Origin of the sequence: Alkaliphilus metalliredigens QYMF, assembly GCF_000016985.1 — a bacterium.
In the GTDB taxonomy this organism is placed as follows: Bacteria; Bacillota; Clostridia; order Peptostreptococcales; family Natronincolaceae; genus Alkaliphilus_A; species Alkaliphilus_A metalliredigens.
In genome coordinates, this window is the sequence record NC_009633.1 from 4,096,673 (window position 1) to 4,115,338 (window position 18,666).

Here is an 18,666-nt window from a genome sequence, read left to right on the forward strand (position 1 = left end):
ATCATCTATCTTAAGCCGTGTCAAGAAATATAATCTGGTTTCTAATTGCTTCTAAAGACAGGAACCAATTCTTGTTGATGGTAACTTCACATAGTGACTCTAGCTTTTGGAATATTGCTCTCCATAATATCACCTTTAACAATAAATATGAGGGCAAGCTGTAGATTGAATTATTTCATAGCCAACCCTCTATAGATAGCTTGCTGAACAGTTTTGTGGCAGCAAATTCCAAGTGGGTTTTTCTCTTTGCAATTTGAGTTTTTCATCGCGCCAGTTATCATATTTACTTCTTTTACGGTTTTCACACCATATTTTACTACGGCTTCAATAATCTGATCTTCTGTTACTCCGCTACAATAACAAGCATACTTAGGTTCTGCGTCTTTCTTAAACCAGATAGGAACTCTAATTTGGTCTTTCAAGAATTTTATTTCATTATCTAGACTATAGTAAACAACATCGCAATCCTCATTTATACAAATTTTATATTGACCTCCATCAATGACATTACGATAATTATCTGCCACTAGATGTTCAACAGTTACTTTACTAACAGCAATTCCTTCATTGCTACATACAGGACATTTCTCTTTAATTTGATTAAGTCTTTCTTTTTTGCCTCCACAACAACATTCATTATTAATCGCCATATTTATAACCTCCAATTATTCCAGATTTTAAACTTGAAAATTCACCTCTAAATATTCTTGCCAATAACCATTTTCAATTTCCAAATCATGAACCAAGTAATATTTTTCGTTTTCTCTCTGTTCTATAACTTTTTCTTGCCATGATTTTTCGCAAAGAAATCCTTTCAAAGCTTCTAAACGTATTGATCGATCTGTTTTGGTGTAACTTCATCCTTAACGCTTTTTTGCTTTGTAAATAGTATTTTGAAATCTTCTTTGCATTTCTTCCTCTAACTCATTATCATAGTCCTTTGTATGCTTATGCATTGCATTAATAAAATCTTCAAAATAAGGCACCTCATCAAAGCAATTTCTATTTTCAACAAAGAAATTATAGATTTCTCTGTAATAAACCACAGTATATTTTTCACCGCATGAAAACTTACTCAAATCAATGCGGTTGTAATTTGGTGAAAAAATAAAGCAGCTCACAGTTTTCTTGCAATACTCATCATCAGTTGTAACAAATTGATAGTATTTTTTTAGCTGAGACTGTACTTGATTGCTGTAGATATCATGCCTTTCATTAATACCATTAATGCTAGATTTGATTTTATTCTCTATTACAACAGCATTATTTTTATCAGAGATTAATAGGTCAATATTTTTCTTTTCTCTCTCAATGGTAAAATCTGTTTGTATATCGACAGATAAAACTTCCTGTGCAAACCTGGAAAAAGCATCTCTATTTATATCAAAAAAGTAAGCAAACATATTTGAAAAAGCGAGTTCATTATCTTCCTGCCTGATTATTTTTAGGAAATTGAAATATGGATCTTTTTGAGGCTCTGGTAATTCAGATATAGCTTGTGTCGTATTAGCTTCTTCCCATAATTCTTTGTTTTCAATTATTTGATTCAAATCAGTGAAGGATTCCGGCTTTTCATTTTCGCTGTAGAACTCCCTTAATGTTTGCTTGCCAAATCCTTTATTTGTACGAATGAAAAAAGTGTTATCACCACTTACAGATTCATCGTCTGTAATATAGATCTGATTTTTCGGCTTAATAACCCTATCAGCAACAAACGTGGTATAAGCATTTTTTTCTTCCTCAAGACTACCGCGATAGGAATTTTCATTAAATAAATCAACAAGACTTACTCCACCATAGGTCAGTCCTAATGCAACTTGTCCTTTATACCTCTGTTTTCGTGGAAGTTTGCTGTCGGCAAAATCAAGAATCATTATACCCTCTGCTTTGGCTAGTACTTTATATATTTTCGAGGCAAATTTTCGTACCAACAAAACGGTTATACTATTCTCTCCACGAGATAATTCTATTGTGCCTTGTGAATTGAGATAAATATAATTTTTCCCATCATCTGCTTTGTAAAGGTTAATGATTTCATGCCCTATGTTATCTCCCTCAGATAAATAGCCTCCAACATACATTTTATTAATTATTATTTCACGGCTCGCAGGTTTTGGCTTTACTGTGATTTGTTGTTTATATTCGACTGGAGCGATAATTTCATCTGACGATAGGAACAAGCGGAATCTTCTAAGATGAGACATATAACCACTAACCAGTGAATTAACATTACCTGTCGAGTTCTCAGAAAGACCTTTTATCAATGCATTCCTTGCCTCATTCTCAAAATCAGTAGCTGTTACAGCACTCCAAAATAGCTCTTTACTCCCTTTTCTCCAAAGGTAAAAAGTGTCAACATAAGCAGTATTAATGGTTGCTTTGGAAATGTCCTGGCTATGTAGAAATTTTTTATATAACGCACGCAGTTCCTCATACGATAAAGCTTTCATACTGTTTAGCTCCAAAATTAAACCCCCTTTACTCGTCCTCATCTTCCTCGGTAACATCAATCCCAAATAACATCTGGAACTTATCGAAATTATATGGGTATGAGTTATCACCATCAAATTTTACCGGTTTATGGCCATTATTATATTCAAATTCTAACTCCCACTGTGTTCCATCAAGCACCATGTATCCGAAACGTTTAGTAGAATATCGCCTGCGCCACTCACCGATATGCAGATCTTTAAGTGCGGCTATGAAAGTATCCTTTGTAAATGGTTCCTGGCTATCATCACATAATAGGAGAGGTTCTTTATCTTCCCATAATTTTGTATAGGCTTTGAATTCATCTGTTAGTTCTACAATATAATTACGGTAGCCACCAAAATAACCCCCAATGCTAAAGGTTATCTTGCTGATGGATTCCATATTTGCATCAAAGTCAGCTGTCTTTTCTTCAGATTTTGATAAAGTATAAATCCCACCAGCTTCAACATAGGCTTCTTTGGCTTTTTCCAAGTATTCACGAGTCCAATGAAGGCGAGTATCCTCACTTGGATGCATAACAGTTTTTATGCCACCATGCGGGTTTTCCATTGAATTTTTGAGGCGACCTATTTCTTGCTTAAGCCCCCGAATAGCGGTCATTATCTGTTCTTTAGTTTTTCCTTTAAGATACTCTTCATAGTAACTTTCTGGGCTAATCATCATATTAGGCCGCCTCCTTTACTCATTACCTATCTTAATTTCATTCCCATCAGGCAATATAAATGCCTGCTCAAACTTAATATCCAAAACATCAGCTATGGTTTTCAATTCATTCAAGGTTACAGTTTCACGTTTTAATTTCTTATTGAAATTCTGTGGAGTCTGACCAATACGTCTAGCAAGTTCCGCAACACTTATATTCATTTGTTCACATAGTTGCTTAATCATATCTGCCGTAGTCATACAGCACCTCCAATTTACACTAACTAATATTATAAACCATTTGGTTGATGAACACAATAGATTCAGCAATATTGTCGTGGTAGTATAACCAAAAGAAAACCCACAACTCTACTCTAGAGTTATGGGCTATTAGGGTCCGTTTTTCATACTTCAATTTCAATGCCTGATTTAAAGCATATTACAAAGTGGTCATCATACACCGTAACATTTTGTATGATCTTCCTTACAAGGGTATCATCATATAGTAAGGTCCGATATTTGTTGTTGCGGATAAAGTCTATCAGTTCGTTGATTCGCTCATTCTCACCACTTAAGGATGCATCTTCCACAAGAAGGGTCTGACGCTTTTCACGTAGCTTGTCAATCTCATCTGCGAGAAAATCGTAATCTTTCCCCTTGTTAGCAAGGTTTATTACTTCCTTCTGCTTTTCTTCAAGCAAGGTGTTAATCTCTGAAATCTTATATTCCGTGGTATCACCGATTACCGCATAGATGTTTTCTTCCAGTATTCTTATCATGTTGTCCCCACCGGCAAGCAATCTGTTAATGGCAGTCATTACTGCATCATATAATTCAGTTTCTTTTACCGTTCGGTTTTTACATACCTCAGGGCCTTGCTCGATTCTTGTAACGCATCGCCAAACAAATTCTTTTCTACCGTGAATATTCCAATAGACACGTCTGTAAATGTCACCACAATCTCCGCAGAAGGTTATGGTACTCAAAGCGTATTTACTGCTATAAATTCTTTTATTTTTGTCTGCACCTGTGTAAATATTACTTCTGCGATGTAGCTCTTCCTGAGCCTGTAAAAAAAGCTCTTTCGGAATGATAGCCTCATGGCTATTTTCGACATAATACTGTGGGACATGACCTTCATTCTTGACTCGTTTCTTTGTAAGAAAATCCACTGTGAAAGTTTTCTGCAAAAGGGCATCGCCGATGTATTTCTCGTTCAGAAGAATCTTCTTTATGGTTTCTGGTCTCCATCTTGGTTTACCTGCAGCTGTTAATATACCGTCTTTCTCTAGATCCCTGCCAATGCCTACTAGGCTTTTGCCCTCAAGGTACTCTCTGTAAATACGTTTAATGATTTCAGCCTCTTCTGGAACAATAATCAAGTTGCCTTCTTCATCTTTTGTGTATCCCATAAATCGATTGTGATTGACCTGCACCTTTCCTTGCTGGTAGCGATATTGAAGTCCGAGTTTAACGTTCTGCGAAAGGCTCTGGCTTTCTTGTTGTGCAAGAGAGGCCATAATGGTAAGTAGCACCTCGCCCTTGGCATCCATTGTGTTGATGTTCTCTTTTTCAAAATACACTGCTATGTTCTTTTCCTTGAGCTGTCTAATATACTTTAAGCAATCCAGCGTGTTGCGGGCAAATCGACTGATGGACTTTGTAATAACTAGATCGATGTTGCCCTCCATACACTCCTCAATCATGCGGTTGAATTCTTCTCGTTTTTTAGTGTTAGTACCGGAAATGCCGTCATCTGCAAATATGCCTGCAAACTCCCATTCCGTATTTTTCTTTATATATTCCGTATAATGTGCAACCTGTACTTCATAACTTAAATTCTGCTCTTCAGTTTCTGTAGAAACACGGCAATAGGCAGCGACACGCAGTTTCTTTATTTTTTCTTTTGCGGCTGTACTTCCAACTCTTTTTCGTGCCGGAATTACAGTTATATTTTTTCCTGCCATATTACACCTCGCTTTCTATCAAACTATACAAATACTCGGCTCTTGTAACGGGATCATCTGGAAGTTTACCTTCTGATTTTCTCATCTTGAATCGCTCTATAGGGGAGGGAGCAGTAAAAGCTGCAAGCTCTACAATCCGCCCTAAGTCCTTCGCACGTTTATTTCTCATGTCTTCAGCCTTATCAAATGTTTCTTTATCTATGATTGCTGGATATACGTCATTTCCGAGATAAAGGATATTTTTCAAAATACGCCCCATTACTGAATGCGTCTTCTCAATACCTGCCTGTTCACCAGCCACTGTAAGGGAAAGTCCTGATATATATTTTTCAAAGAACTCCTTTACTTGACCTGCTGCCTTCTCATCGACAGTTATGACTCCGTCTTTAACTGTATATCCGTATGGTACATATGCCATTTATCTCACCACCTTTTCTATAAGGGAAAGCCCACATTTCATTTTAAAGGTTAGTTCATCCCTTGAATTTACAATGATGTTTTCTACAAACTTTTCAAAAGCTTCATCTGTATAATTGCCATCAAACTTATCTGCTGACACATAATCAAGAAGTGCCTTTACCTCGTCTGCCTGAGAAGAGCCACTTGTAAATGACATGACTAGGTTCGACTTCTCAGCAGTAATATTTTTTATTTCTTTATCCAGAACATTTCGTTCCTTGTTAAAAAGAGCTGGTTCAAGAAACCCTTTTGTCATAAGACCAATCAGTGTATTGCGTTCTTCGGTTAATTGCTCCATGCGTTTATCTATGGCATCAATTCTTGCAAGATCGCATTCTTCATCAATCTTGTTTATAGAATCATAAAGTGGCTCCAGTATTAGCTTTTTGCTGAATGCGAGCTTATTCATCATGGTTGAGAATGTTGCTTTTATCTCTCCATCACGCAAAAATAGCATAGAGCAGCTGTCCTTGTCTTCAATATGTCCTTTGCAGCTCCAAGCAATATAACTTCTGCCAACAGAGTAGTTTGTTCTTCTCTTGAATTTACTGCCGCACTCTCCACATAGGATTCTGCCACTTAGCACATACCTGTTTTGATAAGCTTTCTTATTAGCAGTTTTGCTCATAGATTTTGCTCTTTGCGTTATCAGCTTTTGCGCCTTGGAAAATACTTCTCTGCTGATGATCGGTTCATGATGATCCTTGCAGTAAAACTGATTTTTCTCTCCATTGTTAATGTGTCGATTGAAGTTGCTATCCGTGTAAGTCTTTTGGAAAAGCACATCACCTTTGTATTTTTCGTTACGAAGCATATCAATCACCGTACCAGAACTCCAATGATTGCCCCTTCTTGCAGGGATTTTGTCTCTGTTCAGGCCTTTTGCGATAACACTTCCACCTTTCCCTGAAAGGCACTCTGCAAAAATACGTTTGATTATTTCAGCTTCTTCAGGAACAATAACCATCTCACCATTTACGTTTGCATAGCCATATGGCGGAGTGCCAATAATGTAACTGCCATTTTGAAATTTTTTACTGATTGACCATGTTGTGTTCTGTGAAATAGACGCGGACTCTTCAGCAGCAAAACCAGATAAAATAGAAAGCATTAATTCACTTTCCATATCACCTGTGTTGAGATTTTCTTTTTCAAAATAAATATAAACACCGATATCCATTAGGTGCCTTACCAGTTCTAGGCAATCCGTGGTATTTCGTGCAAAACGACTGATGGATTTGGTGATAATAAAATCAATCCTATTACTTTCACAATCACGAATCATACGGAGAAGTTCAAGTCGTTTTTCCTTCTTGGTGCCTGATATGCCTTCGTCATAATAAAGCCCGGCAAACTCCCATTCCGGATTGGATTTAATATAGTTTTCATAGTGTACCCGCTGAGCTTTAAGGCTTACCAGCTGGTCATCACTATCCGTTGAAACCCTTGCATAAGCGGCAACTCGAAGTTTGCTTTTTGATGGCTGTGATTTGGGCAGTTCATCTATTTTCGTTATCTTTTTCATCATCTCACCTCACTTTCTGCTATTACATATATCACTCTAAAAGGCAATAATAGCAAGTGTTTCAGGGCATTATCTCGGCTAACTTCGGAGAGAATTTCTGGCGGTTTAATGCTGATATTTTGTGTAGTTCATCTTGTGTAATCTTGCCCTCTTTATAGAGCATGCCAACAATGCTCTCAGCTATATAAAAGTCATATTCTTTCTGTAACTGTTCTTCTGACATCGGTTCTGTCTCACCCTTGATAGGAGAACCATCTTTCACTTCAATAATGTTCATAAAAAAACACCTCCTACCTGGTAGCCACGGCGGGAGGTGAAATCTGATGTTTTCTTTAATCTTTCTTATAAAAATCGCATTCGTAGCCATCGGCATCAAGGAGCAATCCCTTTGCCCAGGGAGGTACTCTGCCCATCTGCTTGCATACCATATCAAGTGACAGGCTTTGGTCAGCCTCAATAATTACTTCATCGTGTACATGAGCCACAATGCTACAAGTGCTAAGTGTCTTCATGGCATACATTAAAATATCACGGGAGATGGCTTGAACAATGTTTTCTACAAACTTGGGTCCATAACTTTCAATCCTCTCCCATTTCTTTGTAGCACCAACTCCCTCATAAGTAACTGATTCACCACCGAAGATATTTTCTCCAATATTAGGCTTTACATAGGCAAGCTTTCTGCCAGAAGGAAGAACAATAAATAGCATTCCACTCATGTAATGAAACTTGATATTTTGAACTTCTTGAGACTTTTTTTCCTTAATGCACTTCTTAACTTCTCTATCCACATCCCACCAAAACTTTACGATGTTTGGATTTGATGCTCTCCAAGCATTAACAAGGGGTTTTAACTCCTCTTCTTCAAGTCCCATCTCTAAGGCTCCCATAGCCTTTAAAGCACCCACTGATCCACCATAACCAAGTGCCAATTCTGCAATTTTACCTTTCTGCCTTAAATGAGCATTTACACCATGCTTTTCAACAGGGACTCTAAACATCTGTGATGCCGAGGCACAATATATATCACCGCCATTTGCGAAAACTTCATTTCGCCACTGTTCACCCGCAAGCCAAGACAGCACACGAGCTTCAATAGCAGAAAAGTCAGCAACTATAAACTTATTGCCTTCTTTTGGTACAAAGGCTGTGCGGATAAGTTGTGAAAGAGTATCTGGTATATCTTCATATAGCAATTCAAGTGCTTCAGAATCACCATTTTTTACGATGCTTCGTGCCTCTTTTAAATCCATCATATGGTTTTGAGGTAAGTTCTGCAGCTGCACTATTTTTGAGCTGAAGCGTCCTGTCCGATTGGCGCCCAGAAAAGTAAACATGCCACGAATCCTGCCATCACTGCAGACTGCATTTTCCATTGCCGTGTATTTCTTAACGGATGACTTTGCCAGTTGCTGACGTAGTTTAAGCACTTCAGCCAAGTGCTCTGGTGCGTCCTTCAATAATTCTGCCACAGCCTTTTTACCAAGGGTATCTGTTTCTAGGCCATTATCAGAAAGCCAATCTTTCATCTGCTGTACTGAGTTGGGGTTATCAAGTTCTGTTATTTCCTGCATCTGATCCATTAGCTTGGTGTGTGAAATCTCATTCATAGCGATAGCTTGCTTTACGAAGTCCATGTCTACCTTGATGCCGCTATCGTTAATTCTCTCACTCAAATGGTATTCATCCCAGATGAAATCTGGCACAGGAAATTTAATCAATTTCTGCTCAATCTCCATCTCTGCTTCGACATCACGTATGTTATAGGATTTGAATCTCTCCCATTTTTCTGGGTCATCAGAGGGTAAATTTCTTGTGCGGTTTCCATTTGTCTTAGTCGGGCTACAAGGACCACAAAAGAAACGAATCAGATCTTTACCTTCCGTCATTTTTTGCTTCCCAAGACCAAGAACTGCACCCACACCTACTAATGATAACGGCAGCCCCATATATGCTGCCCATGTCATTGTGCACCTCCATGATTCAGGAGAAATATACTTGCCCACTGGGTATCCTAGAAAGCGTGAGAAGCATATCCGCTCAAATGAAGCGTTATGAGCATATTTTATAACTTTATCATCTTCTAATGCAGAAAGTATCAATGGTGGTATCTTTTCACCGCGGGCTAGATCGATTATTTTAACCTCACTTCCGTCTGTGGAATAGGCAAACAACAAAATTTCAAAATCATCTGCTTGAACATAACGATACACACCACACTTTGCTAAATTGACGCTACTATAAGTTTCAATATCACAATGTAATGTTTTTATTTCAGCCATGCATATCTATCTCCATTCTTTATTTTGCTTATAGCCTGATGACCCACACCATACATCTCTCCAAGCCGAGTGCAGGTAAACCCACAAAATAAGCCAAATCGTATTCCTTCAACATCATCCGTGGTAAGTTTCTTCCATGCCTTGCCTTGGCGATAAACATCATAAACATTTTCAGTTTGCGTATCATATCGAAGGTTCATTAGGCGATTATCTTTTGGATCCCCGTTTGCATGAAGCACATACATACCATCCCTTTCGCCTACAAAAGCAGCCATAACCAAATGATGAACTGCAAAGGTTTGTCTTGGATCATTTAGGACAACCATTAGGTAATTACCTCGCTTTCCGGGTCGAAGTATTCTTTCCTTTAATAAATAATCAAACTCGCCATTCTGATTGCTACTATGAATTACACGTTCAAGACTCTTAATTCTGCCCTCACTGCTTGCCTGGTACTTCCCCTCATATCCGGGTATGTCTTTCCATATTTCATCCATTTAATATACCTCCGTTCCTAAAAAAGCAGGTGGCAGAGGAAATACCCCCACCACCGTCAATTGGCCTTTTCTATTAAGCAAGGAAGTCATCTTCTGCAAGAGTTGTAAAATCATCTGCTGCAGAACTCTTTCCACCAAGAGGCTCGCCATCTTTAATCTTTTGAATGTTGCCAAGTCCGCAAGCCACACCTTTATTTCCGTTGGAATTGAATGCGAAAAAACTCAAAGAAACCCTAGCATAGCAGCCGCTGTATACCTCCCCACGATCCATGATTGGCTTTACGCTCTTGTCTACAATCTGCGGAGGGGTTTTGCTGTTAGCATTGATAAAATAATGCCCTTTATATGCCTCGTCATCGCGCTCCACATCCCCATCACGCAGAGGAATTTTTATAGCAGCCTTGTTGGGCTTCTTTCCACCAAACTTAGCGATGCCTTCTTCAATAGCAGCATCAATAGCAGCATTTACTGCGTTAATGGTTTCTGTATCGTCCTTTGGAATGAGTACGGATACGCTGTATTTTTCAGCACCACCGTTGACGGAAACCGGCTCCCAGCCGTGGAAGTAAGAAAGTCTTGTGTTCACACCTGTAATAACCTTAGTTCTATTCGTATAGTTTTTCATAATGATCAATCCTCCATAATTTCATTAAATTCGTTTTTTGCGTTCGTTACGTTCATAGCCACTCTTTTATCTGTTTTAGGAACAAGCGTTGGCTTTCCCGGTGGTTTTACTATGAGGCTTCCTAAGATTTCCTCAAATTTGGTTTTGCCCATCAGTTTCTGCATCTCTGTCAAAGGAATAAGGCTCTTACGGTAAATATCTTTATATCCACTCTCTACAGCTTTTTGTGCTACAGCATCTTCATCTTTGTACTTACGAACTGAGCGACCTTCCACAACTTTAAAACCACTCCACTCTTTCCCATGGTTAACTGCTGCATCTGTGGCATAAGCAGTTATTTCATTGGCCCACTTCGTGAGATCGGGAATAATCATTAGAATTTCCTCAATCTCACTATCTGTAAGCAGTGGTGGCATCTTAAACTCCATCTGTGCAAGTTTGAGCTTTTCATCAGCCCTAGCGCGACATCTGGTGGATGCTCTACAGAAAGTACACCACGGGCCAGGGATATATTCACCTTCTCCTTGATAGGCTTTTGCTGCCTTAGGTTTTAGTTCTTCTTCTGCCCAGGCTTTAAGTTCTTCTACTGGAACAGTCCAGGTGCTGACGTTTTCTCTTCGCGGCTGAAATATTGTCATAGAAACTTCTTTGATGTCATAGAGACTGTCATAGATTTCAAGAGCACCTAATGCATAGAGTTTCATCTGCGGATTGTTTTCTGCGTCCACAAGGACTCCAATTCCGTATTTGAAATCCACTATGTGAAGTCTGTCATCTGAGATGATTACACAATCTCCCGTCCCAAATCCATCTGGCACATAGCAAGAGAAGTCAAGACGTTGTTCAATAAGAACGATAGGATCAGTACAGGACTTTCTTGCAAGTTCTACCTGCTCCATGATGAAGGCAACATAGTCATCTGTGCATTCTTCCATCTCATCTGAATCATACTCTGACACGGGCCTCTTACTTCTGATGTGGAGAGCCTTTTTCAGTTTGTGTTCTGAGAGTTCATGTGCTGCAGCACCTGCTTTTGCCGCCTCTCCACTTGTGTTTTCAAACTCAAGTTCAAGCCTTGCAGATGGCAAGCAGTGAAGCCATCTGTGTGAAGAAGATGCAGATAATATTGCGTGATTACCCATTGCCAAGAACCTCCGCATCTTTCAAGATGTCAGCATAGTAGGCCTTGTCAACAGCACTAAGCTTATCAGCACCATACTTCCCGATAATAGCTCTGACTTCTGCAGTAAAACCAAGCTGGCTTTTTTCGGCAAGGACCATACGCACTTTTTCAAGTGGGATATCAGGTTCCTTTGCTGTTTCCGACTTTGTGGCAGGCACTTCTTCAGGTGCAGCATCAACTTCCGTCATTGCCTTACAAACTACTTCTATGCTGTCTGCAAGGCTTCGCATATCGCTTACCACATCAAGCAGTAACTTTACTTTGCTCAAATTCATTTCCTCCTTTCGTAGTCTCACAGATAGCAAGTTCCTGGACGCTATCTCCCGGAATAAGAATTGTTACACGCTGTCTATCTCCAAGGAGGAAACGTAGAATGCGCTCCCTTACGGTGACATTACGGCAAGTAACGATTCCGCCTGTCTGTGGCATTTTTGAAACACTGATCTTCAGGTTGTGTTTCATATCCATCACCTCTTTCTGAAGGGTCATTATTTTCGCCCCTCTATCTGGTAGCCATGAGATGGATGGAAATCTGACGGTTTTATGAAATAACAAAAAAATAATGCCCTCAGAAGTATTAAACCTCCAAGGGCATAGTGCTTACTTATTCGATTTTAATAAAGGCATCCGTAAAGCCTGCAGCTTTTACTCTGGCCAGCATAGCCTCTGCATTAGATTTTACGCTGTAGGCCCCGACCTGTACCCTGTAAAGCTTCTTAGTTGGTGGAACAGTAACCGTCAGTAGCTTTTTAACGTCAGCCCTGAAAGTATCCATACTCTTACCATGCCTAGAAAACCAGTGCCGAGGATCTCCGTGATTGCTGGCGATTTTCTTTTGATAGCCTTCATAGTGGCCGATGATGTCTTTCTCCGTCAGGTCATAAATTTTGCAAAGATGCGCGCAAAGCTCCGTAGCTTCTTTGTAGACTGCATTGAAGTAGGCTGTATCAGATAGGTTGTCTTCACAGATTTCAAATCCGATATGACTGTTGTTGGCGTCACCTCCTGCATGCCAGCCTCTATGATCCCATGGCAGGGTTTGATAGGTAGCGACGGTACCATTTTTTAGCTTTCCAATAAAGGCATGGACACAAACTTGTCTACCACTGGGTCTATGTTGGTTCCAATGATTATTGTACTGGTTCTCCCCCAGGAGGCCATCATCGGGTCCAACATATCTACGAAGGTAGGGGTTATTGGCCCCAGTGCTATGGACCATGATGCCTTTGGGCTTGATTTTCCTACCTGCTTTATAACATTCATTTTCTGTAAGGATTAGTTTTTTAAGGTTCATTGTTCTCCTCCTTCAAGATGGCCACTCATTACTTTGTTCCATCTTTATCTCCACCGTCTTTAAGTTGTTCCAAAACATCGCGGAGCTTTTCTGGAATAGGCAGTCCTAGTCTTGTGGCATTTTCAATAATGCTGATTCCTTCATTGGATAGGTAGAAGAAGATCACTGCTGTTCTGATTACACCGCCATCACCGATGATGTTCTGATCAATGATGTGGGCAATGCCTACCAATGAAAAAATAACGACTTTCTTGAAAATGCCCCGAGCACCCACGTCACTGGATAAATGCTTCTCGATAATGGCGCACATGACACCAAGCAGATAATCAATGACAACAAAGGCAATCAGGGCATATAAAAATCCATCGTAACCTCCGAGAAACCAGCCAAGCCAACCGCCAAGGCTAGCAATAGCCAGTTGAATATAAGTCCAAATATCTCTCATTGCTTTTCCTCGCTTTCATGTAGATTTATATATTAAAAGACGCCCGGCTAAAGGCGTCATAATCTGATAGAAATGGGCTTCAATTAGTAAGGTGCATAGTAGACATACCCGCTGGCTTTGGCATAGAACCCGTCTCCGGGAATGTACATGGCACCGTCAAAGGTATCGTATTGACTAGTGGTAAAACCAGGTTGATGCAAGCATTCCCAGGTAATCCCATCAGAGGATACACAAAGACTGCTCTCTTTTAGAAGTGCAAACTTCCCCCAATCAGGCATCCACATGATGTTTCTTGGATTAGGAATATTGTTATTTGCCAGATCTCCTACCCAGGAAAGATTGGTTTCAGTAATCTGTGTAGCATCATCGTTCATCACACAGAGCTTCACATAGTAGGTGTAATCGCCACCCACATTGGTGTAATTGAATTTCATCACAAAGAGCACACCATTGATAGAGCGAATGAACATGTACCGAGTATCATTCACATCTTCAGGAATGGTGGTTCCCCAGTTTCCTGGACTTGATGTGCTGGCTCTGGCGATGGATTTGTCACCACCAACAACACCTACAAAGTATCCTTTGTGCCGGGTCAGGTATTTAAAGATGGGGACTGAGGTTCCATCAGATCCGACCAGGGTCCAGGCAGTTCGTTCTTCCAGGGAATCAAAGCTATAGTAAACCGGGGATTTATAGTACCACCAGCTGACCACACCAGAGCCTCTGTCCATATCATAAGCACCACAGGTCATGGCATTTTGTGCTCCGGCGCAGTACCCAGCATTATGCCAGGTAATACCATCAAAGGATGCGATGATATTGGCGAGACCCACGATCTTTGCGATAAAGACACCATCAGCAGCATAAAGAATTTCAGGCTGCCCATGACTCCACCAAGGAACACTGACAACGGTCCATTGTTTAGTGGTCTTGTTCCAGTAGGACATGTATGGGGTTTTGGCGTAATAAACAGCTATCTGAGCGTTTCCGTTATCATAGACATTAATCTGTCTCTCACTTCCGTATTGAGTATAGCCAAAGTTGTTATAGTACTTCTTGGTCCAGCTTAAGGTAGGAATAGGAAGGACAATGCTGCCTCTACCACCAAAAGCAGTCCAGATGGCCAAGGTGTTATTAAAATTACGATCATAGCTCATGGGTTTCCTCCTTAAACTTTCTCAATGGCTGTAATTCTTCCACTGGAATCAGTGGAGTAGGAGTAGCTTCCAGTGGAGCCATCGGCATAGGTTACTTCAAAGGCTGCAGCATCAATCAGAAGTGATGAGACCTCTTTAAGGAGAAGCTCTGAGAAAATATCTTCTAAGGTGATGCTGGTGATCCTGCCACTGGAATCAGTGGTGAAGCTGTACTCGGCATGATACTGGTGGGTATCGCCTTTTTCCACTTCGTAGGTCACATTGATTTTGTTATTAACCACCGACAGCGTTTTTACAATGGTGTAGGAGACACCTAAGTCATAGACCTGGTTTTGAAGATCATCCACAGAGCTTCCAACATTAGAAATTGAATTTTCGATGCGATAAAAGGTATCAGAAATACTTGGTCTGTATCTTCCCACCTCAACGCGGATGTTGAATCTGTAAAATGGATTGTACTCAAGTGAGATGATCCTGGTTTTCACATTGATTCCTAATGGATTGAAGATGATGTGCACATTATCGCCTACAGCCAAATCCATCAGTTTGAAAAAGGAAATGTCATAGGATGATGCATTCTCCCTGGAATCATGGGATACAGCCACGTTTGTAACATTCTTTGAACCCATCACAGGGATATAATCATTTGAGCCTCTATGGCTACGAATATTAATGCTATAGCCATCGTACTGGATTTCACCACCCAAAATAGCAATGAACTGCATAAGAGCAGCTCGCCTGGAAACCTTCTGATTTATTTTCATAGTGACGCTCTCTGTAAAATCCACAATCCCAGCTGAAAAGGGAGTCCCAGCAAGGAGCTGGGATAATCCTGCAAAAGGATCACCTGTGAAATCAAAACTGCTTATTTGATACATTTCATGATTCAAAAGATAAGACACATGTTCACAAAGAACAGAGCAAACCGGCAGGCTCCCTTGAATTGATTTACTGATTTGAACCAGTTCAAAATACTGATTATCTAGTTTTGCAATTTGCTTAGTTTTTAAGGCCAATGCAGACTTCGCCATAACAGTAAATGAGAGGGTAAATTCACCCTCTAAGGTTTCTCTAATGTTTGAGCTGATGACTTTCTTAACGGACTGAATCATGGTTGCTCCCGCGTAAATTTCAATCAAGGGACCGCCTCCTTTCTATTAACTTCCTGCCACACCAAGGTTTCTAACTGTGACGGTGTTTTGGTTCCACTGAAGTTGGGCTATGACTCTTGTTAGAATGTTACCGTCAATGGTAAGAGGGATAGTTACATCAAAGACTGCTCCGTCAGAACCACCAAAACTTCCAGTGACTTGAGAGTTCAGGTCCAAATCAAAGTCTGTAGGAATAGCTCCCTGCATATCTTTTTCCACATCACCCATGGCTTTTTCGAAGCCCTCTCCAATACCTTCACCCATGTTGGAACCAATGCCTGCAAACACCTTTGAAGGAGATCTAATACCAAGAACCTTCTTGACGCCACCAACGATCCCGTTGACCATATTTTTTACTTTTTCTCCAAGCCAACCAATCATCGATGCGATACCGTCCCATAAACCTCTGGCTATATTTCTTCCCACTTCTAAAATTGATGGAATCCCACGGGCAAGTCCGGTGACAATAGACATGATGATCTGAGGCAGTTGAGCCACGATCTGAGGGATAGCTCTAATCAAGCCCATACCAAGCTGAATGGTCAGCTGAACTCCCATTTCAATGAGCCTTGGTAGATTACTGGTGATGAAGGTAATGATGCTGTTAATAATCTGAGGCAGTGATTGAATCAGAGTTGGTAGTGAGTTCAAAAGTCCCATAGCCAAGCCGCTGATAATCTGAAATGCTGCATCTAGCACCAAATCCAGATTATTGATTAAGGTGGTAGCGATCAGAATCACTGCTTCTACAATGGAAGGAATAAGTTCTGGTAGGGCATCTCCAAGGCCCGTTGCAAGGGTCACAATCATCACTAGCGCCGCTTCCACCAGGGCAGGAAGATTGGTAATAATCCCATCCACCAATGTTAGAACAAGCTGCAAAGCACCTTCTGTAATTTGAGGTAAGGCTTCGATAAGGCCACCTACAATGGTCATGATGATATTGGTTGCCGCTTCAATAAGTGTGGGAAGATTATCTAAAATCCCACTGACAAGAGCGAGAATCAAATCAGGTGCAACTTCTGCAATGGCCGCAATAAGTCCAGTAACCACATCCAGAATTTGAGGAAGGATGACAGCAATCTGTTCAACCGTCTGCCTAGCTCCTTCTTTTAACTGCTCAGCAGCTCCTTCTTGACCAGTGATTAGGCCCGTCAAACCATCTAAAATCATGGTAAAGCCAGGGAGGAGCTGTGATGTGATATTGTTTTTCACCCCGGCAAAGGAGCGGGTGAGATTGTCCATGGCGTCTGTGTAGTTCACCGCGGCGTCCACAGATTCATCACTCATCACCAGCCCCAGTTCACTGGCCTTATTTTTTAGGGCATCGGTGCTTTCAGCAGATTGATTCAAAAGTGCACCAAGCTCAACTGAGGATGTTCCCAGTAGGTCATTGGCAATGGCCGCTTTTTCACCTTCATCAGAGATGCCTTGTAGACCTTTAATGGTCATCTCAAAGACTTCTTCTCTGGATTTGCCCTCAAGGTCTGCCATGGAAATCCCTAGTCGCTGAAACTTTTCTGTGGCTGAGGAACTCCCATTGATGGCATCGTCCACGGTGTTATTAAGCTTCTTCATCCCGTTTTCTAAGGATGAGATACTGGCACCATTTTGGGAAAGGACATAGTCCCACTCTTGATAGCCTTGCCTGGAAAGACCAATCCTTTGGCTGGCCTTATCGATTTCATCCCCTGCGGCGGCAGCATCATTAGCCATATCAAAGAGCTTTTTACCTGCTGTTATCGCTGCAGTTCCAATGGCCGCCATGGCAACACCAATCCCCGCAGCCACACCTTTCATAACTGAACCGAGCTTTTCAAACTTACCACCGGAATCATCTGCTACTTTAGCAGAGTCTTTGATTTCATCCCCAAACTTGTCCGCTTCTTTACCAGCATCATCAAACCCATCACTGGCTGCATCAAGAGCCTTGTTGTTATCATCCAGCTCTTTTTCCATTTTATTTAGGTCTGCATTTGCATTGTTTAGCTGGATCTGCCAGGCTTTTGTTCTTTTGTCATTCTCCCCAAAGGACTCAGCAGCATTTTTCAGCGCAGCTTCAAGGGTGGATACTTTACTTTTTTGAGCGTCAATCTCTTTATTTAAGACTTCATTTCTTGCTGTAATAGCCTTGATGGATTTATCTTGCTTATCAAACTGTGAAGTAACCAGATTCATTTCAGAACCCAGCACCTTGAATGTTTGATTGATATCTCGAAGAGAGCTCTTGAACTCCTTTTCACCCTCAACACCGATTTTTAGGCCGAAGTCCGACATAGCGTTCACCTCCTTTGGGGCATAAAAAATGACACCGCCTAAGGTGCCACTCTAAATGGTTTTGTTATAGAAATTCTGGGATAATCTCATCGATGTAGCGCTCTTGTTTCGGTTTCGATATTCCGGTAAATTGCTTGTGACATTCCCAAAGGTCCATTAAATAGCCAATGGGCATGAGCCACACTTCATCTTCTAAACGTCTTAAATGGACTGTTCCAAAGTAAATAAGTCGGGTAAAGACTTGTTCATCACTTACCCGACCACCTCGTTTTTTGAGTCGTCACTCTCCACATTCCTTTTTGTGCCTTTCATCATACTGGCCATAATGGCATTCTTGTAATTAGCCAGGTCAAAGGGGGTGGTAAGAAGCTCCACTTCATCTTCTGTGAGAAGGTCTTTTTTATCATCCTTGTTCCTAATATTGTGGATCAGGATGGATTGGTTTGCCAGAAGGGTGATGAGCCAAACCACCTCCTCCAGAGCCATTTCAAAGTTCTCAGTTTTCATGAGCTTATCGCCCAAATTCTCAAGACCACCATAGCGCTTTGCAATTTCCTTTGTAGCTTTGGTGGTAAGAATCATCTTAAACTCTGTGCCCCCAATATCTATGGTGGTACTTCGTTCTTCAGCGGCCTCATCAACCTTTAATTTTTCATCTGCCATGATCAA

20 protein-coding genes are annotated in these 18,666 nt (G+C 40.7%); all 20 read right to left on the reverse strand.

Annotated features, from left to right (window positions below):
- Positions 1–170: 170 nt before the first annotated feature.
- The 20 genes from AMET_RS19635 to AMET_RS19730 all read right to left on the reverse strand — a co-directional run bounded on the left by AMET_RS19635 (position 171) and on the right by AMET_RS19730 (position 18,660).
- Positions 171–650: a Csac_0668 family 2Fe-2S cluster-binding (seleno)protein gene (locus AMET_RS19635; protein ID WP_012065033.1), complete on the reverse strand. Its 480-nt coding sequence runs from the start codon at positions 648–650 to the stop codon at positions 171–173.
- Positions 651–863: 213 nt separating this feature from the next.
- Entirely contained in the window at positions 864–2,465 is a 1,602-nt protein-coding gene (locus tag AMET_RS19640) for a PD-(D/E)XK nuclease family protein (RefSeq protein ID WP_157047314.1), read from the reverse strand.
- Between the two features lie 13 nt (positions 2,466–2,478).
- Positions 2,479–3,156, reverse strand: a complete 678-nt coding sequence (locus tag AMET_RS19645; protein ID WP_012065036.1) for a hypothetical protein — start codon at positions 3,154–3,156, stop codon at positions 2,479–2,481.
- 15 nt (positions 3,157–3,171) lie between these two features.
- Positions 3,172–3,396, reverse strand: coding sequence for a helix-turn-helix domain-containing protein (locus AMET_RS19650; protein WP_012065037.1), 225 nt, complete (start codon positions 3,394–3,396; stop codon positions 3,172–3,174).
- A gap of 143 nt (positions 3,397–3,539) precedes the next feature.
- Positions 3,540–5,102 (reverse strand): recombinase family protein, encoded by a 1,563-nt coding sequence (locus AMET_RS19655; RefSeq protein WP_012065038.1) that lies wholly within the window; start codon positions 5,100–5,102, stop codon positions 3,540–3,542.
- A gap of 1 nt (position 5,103) precedes the next feature.
- Positions 5,104–5,520, reverse strand: coding sequence for a recombinase (locus AMET_RS19660; RefSeq protein WP_012065039.1), 417 nt, complete (start codon positions 5,518–5,520; stop codon positions 5,104–5,106).
- Positions 5,521–7,089, reverse strand: a complete 1,569-nt coding sequence (locus AMET_RS19665; protein ID WP_330368617.1) for a recombinase family protein — start codon at positions 7,087–7,089, stop codon at positions 5,521–5,523.
- Between the two features lie 58 nt (positions 7,090–7,147).
- Entirely contained in the window at positions 7,148–7,363 is a 216-nt protein-coding gene (locus AMET_RS19670) for an SHOCT domain-containing protein (RefSeq protein ID WP_026478190.1), read from the reverse strand.
- A 55-nt stretch (positions 7,364–7,418) separates the two neighbouring features.
- Complete coding sequence (locus AMET_RS19675) at positions 7,419–9,368, reverse strand: DNA polymerase (protein WP_012065042.1); 1,950 nt, start codon at positions 9,366–9,368, stop codon at positions 7,419–7,421.
- The gene (locus AMET_RS19680; protein ID WP_012065043.1) at positions 9,356–9,865 is read right to left on the reverse strand and encodes an NUMOD4 domain-containing protein; all 510 of its coding nucleotides are present in this window, start codon (positions 9,863–9,865) and stop codon (positions 9,356–9,358) included. The genes AMET_RS19675 and AMET_RS19680 overlap by 13 nt, the downstream gene beginning before the upstream one ends.
- Before the next feature lie 73 nt (positions 9,866–9,938).
- Positions 9,939–10,490 (reverse strand): DUF2815 family protein, encoded by a 552-nt coding sequence (locus AMET_RS19685; protein ID WP_012065044.1) that lies wholly within the window; start codon positions 10,488–10,490, stop codon positions 9,939–9,941.
- A gap of 5 nt (positions 10,491–10,495) precedes the next feature.
- Complete coding sequence (locus AMET_RS19690) at positions 10,496–11,650, reverse strand: DUF2800 domain-containing protein (protein ID WP_330368618.1); 1,155 nt, start codon at positions 11,648–11,650, stop codon at positions 10,496–10,498.
- Positions 11,625–11,948: a hypothetical protein gene (locus AMET_RS19695; protein ID WP_012065046.1), complete on the reverse strand. Its 324-nt coding sequence runs from the start codon at positions 11,946–11,948 to the stop codon at positions 11,625–11,627. The genes AMET_RS19690 and AMET_RS19695 overlap by 26 nt, the downstream gene beginning before the upstream one ends.
- Positions 11,917–12,162: a hypothetical protein gene (locus AMET_RS26335; protein ID WP_330368619.1), complete on the reverse strand. Its 246-nt coding sequence runs from the start codon at positions 12,160–12,162 to the stop codon at positions 11,917–11,919. The genes AMET_RS19695 and AMET_RS26335 overlap by 32 nt, the downstream gene beginning before the upstream one ends.
- Before the next feature lie 115 nt (positions 12,163–12,277).
- Positions 12,278–12,967: an N-acetylmuramoyl-L-alanine amidase gene (locus AMET_RS19705; RefSeq protein WP_012065048.1), complete on the reverse strand. Its 690-nt coding sequence runs from the start codon at positions 12,965–12,967 to the stop codon at positions 12,278–12,280.
- Between the two features lie 28 nt (positions 12,968–12,995).
- The gene (locus AMET_RS19710) at positions 12,996–13,412 is read right to left on the reverse strand and encodes a phage holin family protein (protein WP_012065049.1); all 417 of its coding nucleotides are present in this window, start codon (positions 13,410–13,412) and stop codon (positions 12,996–12,998) included.
- Between the two features lie 83 nt (positions 13,413–13,495).
- Positions 13,496–14,569 (reverse strand): hypothetical protein, encoded by a 1,074-nt coding sequence (locus tag AMET_RS19715; RefSeq protein ID WP_012065050.1) that lies wholly within the window; start codon positions 14,567–14,569, stop codon positions 13,496–13,498.
- An 11-nt stretch (positions 14,570–14,580) separates the two neighbouring features.
- Positions 14,581–15,708: a phage tail protein gene (locus AMET_RS19720; protein ID WP_012065051.1), complete on the reverse strand. Its 1,128-nt coding sequence runs from the start codon at positions 15,706–15,708 to the stop codon at positions 14,581–14,583.
- Positions 15,709–15,726: 18 nt separating this feature from the next.
- Entirely contained in the window at positions 15,727–17,997 is a 2,271-nt protein-coding gene (locus tag AMET_RS19725; protein WP_012065052.1) for a phage tail protein, read from the reverse strand.
- Positions 17,998–18,249: 252 nt separating this feature from the next.
- A complete protein-coding gene (locus AMET_RS19730; protein WP_012065054.1) occupies positions 18,250–18,660 on the reverse strand; it encodes a hypothetical protein in 411 nt (136 codons plus the stop codon).
- Positions 18,661–18,666: the final 6 nt, after the last annotated feature.